At 44.4% G+C, this 10393-nt stretch carries 12 protein-coding genes; 11 read left to right on the top strand and 1 reads right to left on the bottom strand.

The features are described from left to right. Positions 1-868: 868 nt before the first annotated feature. The gene (gene suhB / locus AC4MRV_RS15030; protein ID WP_491188142.1) at positions 869-1672 is read right to left on the bottom strand and encodes an inositol-1-monophosphatase; all 804 of its coding nucleotides are present in this window, start codon (positions 1670-1672) and stop codon (positions 869-871) included. 177 nt (positions 1673-1849) lie between these two features. Between suhB and trmJ the strand changes: the two genes are divergently transcribed. From trmJ to ndk, 11 genes are all read left to right on the top strand, one after another. Beyond that, positions 1850-2575: a tRNA (cytosine(32)/uridine(32)-2'-O)-methyltransferase TrmJ gene (trmJ, locus tag AC4MRV_RS15025; RefSeq protein WP_491188141.1), complete on the top strand. Its 726-nt coding sequence runs from the start codon at positions 1850-1852 to the stop codon at positions 2573-2575. A 119-nt stretch (positions 2576-2694) separates the two neighbouring features. Continuing rightward, positions 2695-3201, top strand: coding sequence for a Fe-S cluster assembly transcriptional regulator IscR (gene iscR, locus AC4MRV_RS15020; protein WP_491188140.1), 507 nt, complete (start codon positions 2695-2697; stop codon positions 3199-3201). Between the two features lie 29 nt (positions 3202-3230). After that, complete coding sequence (locus tag AC4MRV_RS15015; RefSeq protein WP_491188139.1) at positions 3231-4445, top strand: IscS subfamily cysteine desulfurase; 1215 nt, start codon at positions 3231-3233, stop codon at positions 4443-4445. A 47-nt stretch (positions 4446-4492) separates the two neighbouring features. Next, positions 4493-4876 carry a Fe-S cluster assembly scaffold IscU gene (gene iscU, locus AC4MRV_RS15010; RefSeq protein WP_004412993.1) on the top strand — a complete coding sequence of 128 codons (384 nt, stop codon included), beginning with the start codon at positions 4493-4495 and terminating at the stop codon, positions 4874-4876. A gap of 68 nt (positions 4877-4944) precedes the next feature. Continuing rightward, entirely contained in the window at positions 4945-5268 is a 324-nt protein-coding gene (gene iscA, locus AC4MRV_RS15005) for an iron-sulfur cluster assembly protein IscA (protein ID WP_408687831.1), read from the top strand. A gap of 57 nt (positions 5269-5325) precedes the next feature. Then, positions 5326-5841, top strand: a complete 516-nt coding sequence (gene hscB, locus AC4MRV_RS15000; protein ID WP_491188138.1) for a co-chaperone HscB — start codon at positions 5326-5328, stop codon at positions 5839-5841. A 19-nt stretch (positions 5842-5860) separates the two neighbouring features. Next, positions 5861-7714, top strand: a complete 1854-nt coding sequence (hscA, locus tag AC4MRV_RS14995) for a Fe-S protein assembly chaperone HscA (RefSeq protein WP_491188137.1) — start codon at positions 5861-5863, stop codon at positions 7712-7714. Between the two features lie 11 nt (positions 7715-7725). Further along, the gene (gene fdx, locus AC4MRV_RS14990) at positions 7726-8064 is read left to right on the top strand and encodes an ISC system 2Fe-2S type ferredoxin (RefSeq protein WP_005476776.1); all 339 of its coding nucleotides are present in this window, start codon (positions 7726-7728) and stop codon (positions 8062-8064) included. 67 nt (positions 8065-8131) lie between these two features. Beyond that, positions 8132-8326 carry a Fe-S cluster assembly protein IscX gene (iscX, locus tag AC4MRV_RS14985; protein ID WP_491188136.1) on the top strand — a complete coding sequence of 65 codons (195 nt, stop codon included), beginning with the start codon at positions 8132-8134 and terminating at the stop codon, positions 8324-8326. A 150-nt stretch (positions 8327-8476) separates the two neighbouring features. Then, positions 8477-9775 carry an aminopeptidase PepB gene (gene pepB / locus AC4MRV_RS14980; RefSeq protein WP_491188135.1) on the top strand — a complete coding sequence of 433 codons (1299 nt, stop codon included), beginning with the start codon at positions 8477-8479 and terminating at the stop codon, positions 9773-9775. Between the two features lie 65 nt (positions 9776-9840). Beyond that, the gene (gene ndk / locus AC4MRV_RS14975; RefSeq protein WP_491188134.1) at positions 9841-10266 is read left to right on the top strand and encodes a nucleoside-diphosphate kinase; all 426 of its coding nucleotides are present in this window, start codon (positions 9841-9843) and stop codon (positions 10264-10266) included. The last annotated feature ends 127 nt before the right edge of the window (positions 10267-10393 follow it).

The raw sequence follows: 10393 nt of genomic DNA, 5'->3' as shown, positions 1-10393 counted from the left end.
AATCCGCGTGTTGGGAGTTCGAATCTCTCCACCCCTGCCATATTTAAGGCTCTAGTCGAAAGACTGGAGCCTTTTTGCTTTTTAATATTGAAGTATTCAATTGACAGATCAGCGGATTCCTCGACTTATCAGAAACAGCGCGTGTTGGGAGCTGGAATGCCAGCCCAGTCGAATCTCTGGAGCGCCAGCCCGGTCCACCCCTGCCATATTTAAGGCTCTAGTCGAAAGACTGGAGCCATTTTGCTTTTTGATATTGAAGTATTCAATTAGCCAAGCAGCGGACTCCTAGACTTACCAGAAACCGCTCGTGTTGGGAGCTGGCATGCCAGCTCAGTCGAATCTCTGGAGCGCCAGCCCGGTCCATCCCTGCCATATTTAAGGCTCTAGTCGAAAGACTGGGGCTTTTTTGTATTGGTGATTAATATATTTCCAGCTTCAACTCTAAGCTCCATAGATTCTCCTAGTCCTTCCACGACAAAGCCTGCGTTGAACATGCATATCTTTGGGGCACCTATCTAGATCACTGGTGTATTAGGCCACATGTTTTCAAACATAGGTGCTGCGACCTGTCTATACATCTCTCGCCACTAGTGAGTAGTCGGGGGAATTTCACAAGATCTCAAAAGAATGCGCTGAGATTATTTCTCTCGGTATCGCCACCTCCCCCAAATAGTCACTATGCAAGGCTCTAGAATAAGTATCATACTTAAAATCAGCTTAAGTGTTGGTATATGAAAAGCAGCAATAGATAGTGAAGTGAATCTAGTAGAGTCATTGCGAATAAGCAGAGGGCAAGCAGCAAGTGTTAGGTACAAAAAAACCCGCTCTATGAGCGGGCTTTTGGTATTCAGCTGTGACGGGAGCTGGATTACTTAAGCATTGCTTCGTTACCGTTTTCACGGATATGCTTAAGCATGCCTTTAACGCCACGAGCGCTAGAAGCAACAACGTTACCTGACTTCATGTAGTCAGTACCACCTGCGAAATCTGTGATGATCGCGCCTGCTTCACGAGCGATTAGTTCGCCTGCAGCAATATCCCATGGCTTAAGGCCTAGCTCGAAGAAACCATCTACACGGCCTGCAGCAACATAACATAGGTCTAGAGCCGCTGAACCAGTGCGACGGAAGTCAGCACAATCTACAAATAGAGCAGACATGATCTTGAAGTAAGATTCAGAGTGCTGCTTTTGTTTGTATGGGAAACCTGTCGCTAGAACAGTACCTTGAAGATCTTTAAGTTGCTTAACACGGATACGTGCATTGTTTAGTTGAGCGCCAGCTCCACGTTGAGCTGTGAATAGCTCGTTTAGCATTGGGTCGTAAACACAAGCAACTTCTGTTTTGCCTTTAAAGCGAACAGCGATGGATACAGAAAAGTGTGGTAAACCTTTTACAAAGTTTGAAGTGCCATCCAGTGGGTCGATGATCCATTGTACTTCTTTATCTTTGCCTTCGATAACGCCGTTTTCCTCTGCCACAATACAGTGTTCAGGGTATGACGCTTTAATAGTATCGATGATGATAGCTTCTGCTTCTTTGTCTACGTTAGTAACAAAGTCGTTCGTGCCTTTCTGAGTTGATTCGATCTTCTCAGCATTTTCTAAAGATTTAGCAATATGATTGCCTGCTTTTCGTGCAGCACGAATAGCGATATTAAGCATTGGATGCATACTAATTTCCCAACGGATGTTAAAGAACAGAAAAACGGGCGGCAGTATACCAGATATATTGCCAAATGGAAGTGGTTAATTTTTGCACTTTTAACTTTATTCATTGAAAGGGTCTGACCATTTTAGTCAGGTATATGATACTATCTTGCGGCTTTAAATCTCTCTTGGAACTCATCAATGCTTAACAATGTAAAAGTTGTCCTCGTCGGGACTTCTCACTCGGGCAATATTGGCTCAGCAGCTCGTGCTATGAAAGTCATGGGGCTCTCTAATTTAGTCTTAGTTGACCCGCAATGTAGCGTTGATGAGCAAGCATTAGCATTGGCTGCCGGAGCGGGAGATATCGCCGAGAATGCCGTAATTGTGAATACCCTAGCTGAAGCGGTAGAGGACTGTGCTCTTGTTGTCGGGTCTAGTGCTCGTTCCCGAACTTTAGAGTGGCCTATGCTTGAACCACGAGAATGTGGCGTTAAGTTTGTTGAAGAAGGTGAGAGCTCTCCAGTTGCACTTGTGTTTGGCCGCGAACGTACGGGGTTAACGAATGAAGAGTTACAGACATGCCACTACCATGTTTGTATCCCGGCAAATCCTGAGTATAGCTCGCTCAACTTGGCGATGGCTGTGCAAACCTTAAGCTATGAAATTCGTATGGCCTACTTAGAACGTGAGCAAAGCCAATATGAAGTTAAGGAACAAAGCGAGTACCCAAGACATAAAGAATTGGAATTGTTCTTTGAACACCTTGAAAAAGTGGCAACTAATACCCAATTTATCAATGAAGATCAGCCTGGCAAAGTAATGAACAAGCTACGCCGACTTTTCAATCGAGCACGTCCTGAAGCCCAGGAGCTCAATATCTTACGCGGTATTTTGACTTCTATTGAGAAGCGTATCTCTAAATAGAATTAACCATTTAGATATAAGGGTTAAATACCTGACTAAAATAGTCAATTAAATACTTGACCAAAACAGTCAGGTATGAAAAAATTCATACCACATAAACGGTGTGGATATGGTGTTATATGAGACTTACATCTAAAGGAAGATACGCAGTGACAGCCATGTTAGATGTGGCTCTGCATTCGCAACAAAACCCTGTACCTCTGGCAGATATTTCAGAACGTCAAGGTATCTCTTTATCTTATCTAGAGCAGCTTTTCTCGAAGTTACGTAAAGCTGGTTTAGTAGCGAGTGTGCGAGGGCCGGGTGGTGGTTACCGACTAGGCGAAGACGCATACTCGATTGCGATTGGAACTGTGATCGCAGCTGTTGACGAATCTGTCGATGCGACAAAGTGTAATGGCAAAGGAGACTGCCAAGGTGGTTCTCGATGCCTAACACATACACTGTGGCGTGATTTGAGTTCACGAATCAGTGACTTCTTGAATAACATCACTCTTGGGGAGTTGATGAAAGACAATGAAGTGCTAGAAATTTCTGACCGCCAAGACTTAGATCTTGCGGTGAACCATGGGTTTGCAAATAAAAATACAAGCACCGCACCCATCGGTGTAAACGTCCGCTCTTAAGCGGTTTGCCTGTTACATTGGAGTAGAAAATGAAACTGCCTATTTATTTAGATTATTCAGCGACCTGTCCTGTTGATCCTCGTGTAGCTGAAAAAATGGTTCAGTACATGACTATGGACGGTACGTTTGGCAACCCAGCGTCACGTTCACACCGTTACGGCTGGCAGGCAGAAGAAGCAGTAGATACTGCGCGCGAACAAATCGCAGACCTTTTGAATGCAGACCCACGCGAAATCGTATTCACATCTGGTGCTACCGAGTCTGACAACCTTGCAATCAAAGGTGCAGCGCACTTCTACTCTAAGAAAGGCAAGCACGTTATTACTTGTAAAACAGAACACAAAGCGGTTCTGGATCCATGTCGTCAGCTTGAGCGTGAAGGTTTTGAGGTTACTTATCTAGAACCAGAATCAAATGGTCTTATTGATCTTAAGAAGCTAGAAGCGGCAATGCGTGATGACACTGTTCTTGTTTCTATCATGCATGTGAACAATGAAATTGGTGTAATCCAAGATATCGCTTCAATCGGTGAACTCTGCCGTGAGCGTAAAGTTGTATTCCACGTTGATGCTGCGCAATCTGCTGGTAAGCTACCTATTGACGTGCAAGAGATGAAAGTTGACCTCATCTCTATGTCTGCTCATAAAATCTATGGCCCGAAAGGTATTGGCGCCCTATATGTACGCCGTAAACCTCGTATTCGTCTAGAAGCACAAATGCACGGTGGTGGTCACGAGCGTGGTTTCCGTTCGGGCACGCTTCCAACTCACCAAATCGTGGGCATGGGTGAAGCTTTCCGTATTGCTAAAGAAGATATGCAGAAGGACTTTGACCACGCACTTGCGCTTCGCAACCGCCTTCTTGATGGCGTAAAAGATCTTGAAGCCGTTACAGTGAATGGTGATCTAGAGCAGCGTGTACCACATAACCTAAACGTTAGCTTTGCTTTCGTTGAAGGCGAGTCACTGCTTATGTCTCTGAAAGATCTAGCCGTATCGTCAGGCAGTGCTTGTACATCAGCAAGTCTAGAACCATCTTACGTTCTTCGTGCTCTTGGTCTAAATGACGAATTAGCACACAGTTCAGTTCGTTTCTCTTTCGGTCGCTTCACAACAGAAGAAGAAATTGACTACGCAATCGAACAAATTCGTACAGCAGTAACTAAGCTGCGTGACATGTCTCCTCTATGGGATATGTACAAGGAAGGAATCGACCTAGATACGGTTGAGTGGGCTCACCACTAATCACTGGTTATTCCCAAAGATTAATAGAGGATTCGAGGTAAATTATCATGGCATATAGCGAAAAAGTAATCGATCACTACGAGAACCCACGTAACGTTGGTTCTTTTGACAAAGAAGACCCAGCAGTTGGTAGCGGCATGGTTGGTGCACCAGCTTGTGGCGACGTTATGAAACTGCAAATTAAGGTAACACCGGAAGGTATTATCGAAGATGCAAAATTTAAAACTTACGGTTGTGGCAGTGCAATAGCTTCAAGCTCACTTGTAACTGAATGGGTTAAAGGCAAGAGCATTGATGAAGCAGCTGCAATCAAAAACGCAGAAATTGCAGAAGAGCTAGAACTTCCACCAGTGAAAGTTCACTGTTCGATTCTTGCTGAAGATGCAATTAAAGCAGCCGTTGCTGACTACAAGAAAAAACACCAAGAATAAGTAATCTGTATATAATAGGAGGTTAATCCTCCTATTTCATTCGCAACATAGACAAACTAAGGTGCAGTATGGCCATCACAATGACAGAAACCGCGGCAAGTCGCGTTAGGACATTCCTAGATAACCGAGGCAAAGGCATCGGTCTCCGCTTGGGTGTAAAGACGACAGGCTGTTCTGGCATGGCTTATGTGCTTGAGTTTGTTGACGAGCTAAACGAAGAAGATTCAGTATTCGAACATGAAGGCGTTAAGGTGATTATTGACCAAAAGAGCCTGGTTTATTTGGACGGTACTGAGCTTGACTACGTTAAAGAAGGCTTGAACGAAGGGTTTGAGTTTAATAACCCAAATGCTAAGAGCGAATGTGGTTGTGGTGAAAGCTTCAACGTTTAATTGATAGCGCCTGTGGGCCTCTTGCTCACAGGTTACTTACCAAGGACCGAATTCGAAATGAATTACTTTGAATTATTTGGGCTACCAAGTCAGTTTAAGCTGGATGGTAGCCTTCTTTCTTCACAGTTCCGTGAACTTCAAAAACAATTTCACCCAGACAGATTTGCGACTGCTTCAGAGCGCGACCGTTTGATGGCGGTTCAGAAAGCAGCTGAAATCAATGATGCGTATCAGATGCTTAAGAGTCCTATCTCTCGTGCTGAATATATTCTGTCAATTAATGGCGTGGAAATTCGCGGTGAACAGCAGACTATGCAAGATCCTATGTTCTTAATGGAACAGATGGAATTACGTGAAGAACTGGAAGATATTGCTAATAGCTCCGAACCAGAAGATGCGCTGTTCGATTTTGAAGGAAAAGTGAGCAAGATGTTTAAACAACACCTTGCCCAGGTTGAACAAGAATTGAATGACGCACTATGGACTCAAGCAGCAGAGTGCGTGCGTAAGCTAAAGTTTATCTCTAAATTAAAACACGAAATCGAACTAGTGGAAGACAAGCTCCTCGGCTAGAGAATCACAAGGACCACTCATGGCATTACTTCAAATTGCGGAACCGGGTCAAAGCTCGGCTCCTCATGAGCATAAACTTGCAGCGGGTATCGATTTAGGTACTACAAACTCTTTAGTTGCATCGGTGCGTAGTGGCGATGCGGCAACCTTAAAAGATGAACATGGTCAGAGTATTCTGCCTTCAGTTGTAAATTATTCGGGCGACACACCTATTGTTGGTCAAGCTGCGAAATCGTTATCTGAGCAAGACCCATCAAACACAATTATTTCAGTAAAACGCTTACTGGGTCGTTCTTTGGATGACATCCAAAAGCGCTACCCAAACTTGCCTTACCAATTTAAATCAAGCGACAACGGTTTACCTGTTCTGGAAACTCAAGTGGGCGATAAGAACCCGATTGAAGTTTCTGCTGATATCCTTAAGTCTTTAGGTCAACGTGCAGAGCAAACTTTAGGCGGTGAGCTTGCAGGTGTTGTGATTACAGTTCCTGCCTATTTTGATGATGCGCAGCGTGCTGGTACAAAAGATGCCGCTAAGTTGGCAGGTATGCACGTTCTACGTTTATTGAATGAACCAACCGCTGCGGCTATTGCCTATGGTTTAGATTCTGGCCAAGAAGGTGTTATTGCCGTTTACGATTTAGGCGGTGGTACGTTTGATATTTCAATCCTTCGTTTGTCTAAAGGTGTGTTTGAAGTATTGGCGACTGGCGGTGACTCTGCGTTAGGTGGTGATGACTTTGACCACTTACTTGCTGAACACTTGATGGAGCAAGCTGGCCTTGAAGCACCATTATCTCCTGAAAAGACTCGCGTGTTACTCAACATCGCAGCGGAGACTAAGATTGCTTTCTCTGAGATGGATAACGTTTCAGTTGACGTCTTCGGTTGGAAAGGCAGTGTTAGCCGTGAAGAGTTTGAAGACCTTATCCGTCCATTGGTGAAGAAAACACTGATGTCATGTCGACGTGCATTAAAAGATGCAGAAGTTGACTCAGATGAAGTTCTAGAAGTCGTGATGGTTGGCGGCTCAACTCGTACGCTTCTTGTTCGTGAAATGGTGGGTGATTTCTTTGATCGTAAACCGCTGACAAGCATTAACCCTGATGAAGTTGTCGCGATCGGTGCTGGTATCCAAGCCGATATCTTAGCTGGCAATAAACCAGATTCTGAGATGCTGCTTCTGGATGTTATTCCACTGTCTCTTGGTATTGAAACCATGGGGGGACTAGTCGAGAAAATCGTTCCTCGAAACACCACGATCCCAGTTGCTCGAGCACAGGAATTTACCACGTTCAAAGATGGCCAAACGGCGATGAGTGTACACGTTGTGCAAGGTGAACGTGAAATGGTTGATGATTGCCGCTCTCTGGCTCGATTCTCACTAAAAGGTATCCCTGCAATGGCGGCTGGTGCTGCGCATATTCGTGTGACTTACCAAGTTGATGCTGACGGTCTACTGTCAGTCACCGCGATGGAAAAGAGCACTGGTGTTCAGTCTGAAATTCAAGTGAAGCCATCGTATGGATTAAGTGATGATGAAGTCGCGAACATGCTTCGAGATTCTATGACTCACGCAAAAGATGATATGTTGGCTCGCGCACTAGCTGAGCAGCGTGTTGAAGCAGATCGCGTGATCGAAGGGTTAATTGCAGCAATGCAAGCCGATGGCGATGAACTTCTATCTGAAGAAGAACGACAAGCACTGTTAAAAGCAATCGAAGCTCTTATTGAACTTCGTAATGGTGATAGTGCAGATGCTATTGAACAAGGCATCAAAGACACAGACAAAGCGAGCCAAGATTTCGCATCACGTCGTATGGATAAATCAATTCGAGCTGCACTGTCTGGTCAGTCAGTAGATGATATTTAAGAGAACTAGTTATGCCTAAGATTATTGTATTACCACATGAAGACCTATGCCCAGAAGGTGCGGTGCTTGAAGCTAATACAGGTGACACAGTTTTAGATGTGGCGCTGAAAAATGGTATCGGTATTGAGCATGCGTGTGAGAAGTCATGTGCATGTACAACATGCCACGTAGTTATTCGTGAAGGTTTTGACTCTCTTGAAGAGAGTGATGAGCTTGAAGATGACATGTTAGACAAAGCGTGGGGTCTAGAGCCTGAGTCTCGCCTAGGTTGCCAAGCAAAAGTTGCTGATGAAGATCTAGTAGTGGAAATTCCAAAGTACACGTTAAACCACGCATCAGAAGACCATTAATTTGGCGAAACTGTATTTAGCGATAAGACTAAAATCATAAATAAATCATCGAATAGGAAAGTAAGCAATGAAATGGACCGATTCACGCGATATTGCTATTGAGCTATGTGATAAGTTTCCAGAGATAGATCCGAAAACGGTACGTTTTACCGATCTTCATCAATGGATTCTCGAACTAGAAGAGTTTGATGATGAGCCTAATCGTTCAAACGAAAAAATTTTAGAAGCTGTGATCCTGTGTTGGATGGATGAAATGGATTAACCCAAACGGGAAACCCCTCGCAGTTAACAAAATTTACTAAAAATAACGGACCTTTGGGTCCGTTTTTTTATCAATTTAACATTAAAGTGTTAACATCCCTGAGTGAATAGAAAAAGGCGTAGGCAGCGCCGATACAGACAAGGAGAAACCATGTCTACACAGATGTCAGTATTTCTAAGCCAAAATGTAGCTGCTCCACACTGGGGTGATAAAGCAATTCTTTCATTCTCTGATAGTGGTGCAACAATTCACCTAGGTGAAGGAGACGATCTTGGTGTAATTCAGAGGGCCGCCCGTAAGCTTGATGGTCAAGGTATCGCTTCAGTCTCGCTCGCTGGTGAAGGCTGGGATTTGGAAAGTGTGTGGGCTTTCCACCAAGGTTATCGTGGCCCTAAAAAAGCAAATCAGTTTGAGTGGTGCGCGCTTGCTGAAACCGAGCAACTAGAGCTTACTGCTCGTATTAAAGCGACTGATTTCACTCGCGATATTATCAACAAAACAGCCGAAGAAGTTGCACCTCGCCAATTGGCAACGATGGCGGCAGAATTTATTAAATCTGTGGCGCCAGAAGGTACGGTTAAAGCTCGTATTGTAAAAGATAAAGATCTTCTGGCTGAAGGTTGGCAAGGTATTTACGCCGTAGGCCGAGGTTCAGACCGCACGTCGGCAATGTTGCAGCTTGACTTTAACCCGACAGGTGATGAAAACGCGCCAGTGTTTGCTTGTTTAGTGGGTAAAGGTATTACTTTTGATTCTGGTGGTTACAGCATCAAACCTTCTGGTTTTATGACGGCCATGAAAGCAGATATGGGTGGCTCAGGTACCATTACTGGTGGTCTAGGTCTGGCGATCATGCGTGGTTTAAATAAGCGCGTGAAGCTAATCCTATGTTGTGCAGAGAATATGATTTCTGGCCGCGCACTTAAGCTTGGTGACATCATTACCTATAAAAATGGTAAGACGGTTGAGATCATGAATACGGATGCGGAAGGTCGTCTAGTTTTAGCTGACGGTCTTATTTATGCGAGTGAGCAAAATCCAGAACTGATCATTGACTGTGCAACGCTAACAGGTGCTGCGAAGAATGCATTAGGTAATGACTACCATGCGCTAATGAGTTTTGATGATGAGCTTTCTCACCAAGCATTGACGGCGGCACGTGAAGAGAAAGAAGGTCTATGGCCTTTGCCTTTGGCTGACTTCCACAGAGGTATGTTGCCATCAAACTTCGCTGATTTGTCTAACATCAGCAGCGGTGATTACTCTCCGGGTGCAAGCACTGCAGCGGCTTTCCTATCTTACTTTGTGGAAGACTACACAAAAGGTTGGTTGCACTTTGATTGTGCCGCGACTTACCGCAAGTCAGCGACAGACAAGTGGGCAGCAGGTGCGACAGGAGTTGGAGTCCGTAGCCTAGCAGGTTTATTGATCCAGCAAGCAAACAAGTAATTTAATGATTAAGAGGCCGCAGAGCCTCTTCTTTATCAAAACAAGAGAAAACGAAAGGATACCTTATGGCTCTAGAAAGAACTTTTTCTATCGTTAAGCCCGATGCAGTAGAACGTAACTTGATTGGTGAAATCTATCATCGCATTGAGAAAGCGGGTCTACAGATCATTGCCGCTAAAATGGTTCACCTAACCGAAGAGCAAGCAAGTGGCTTTTACGCAGAACATGAAGGCAAAGAGTTTTTCCCTGCACTAAAAGAATTTATGACATCAGGACCGATCATGGTTCAGGTGTTAGAAGGTGAAAATGCAATTGCACGTTATCGTGAGCTGATGGGCAAAACAAACCCTGAAGAAGCGGCTTGCGGTACAATTCGCGCAGATTACGCTGTCAGCATGCGCTATAATTCAGTTCACGGTTCAGATAGTCCGGAATCAGCAGCTCGTGAAATCGAGTTCTTCTTCCCAGAGTCGGAAATTTGTCCTCGATAAGCTAAGGACAAAAGCAATCATTAGAATGCTGCTTGTATGAATATAAGCAGCATTTTTATTCTGAGAAAACTTAACTGATGAGCAAGCTTGAGCCCAAAAAGGGGCGAATTTACTGCTAATATTGGTG

The sequence above is a fragment of the Vibrio sp. genome (genome assembly GCF_984391705.1).
The sequence above is the reverse complement of the archived record's forward strand: the minus strand, read 5'-3'. Positions and strand labels throughout refer to the sequence as shown.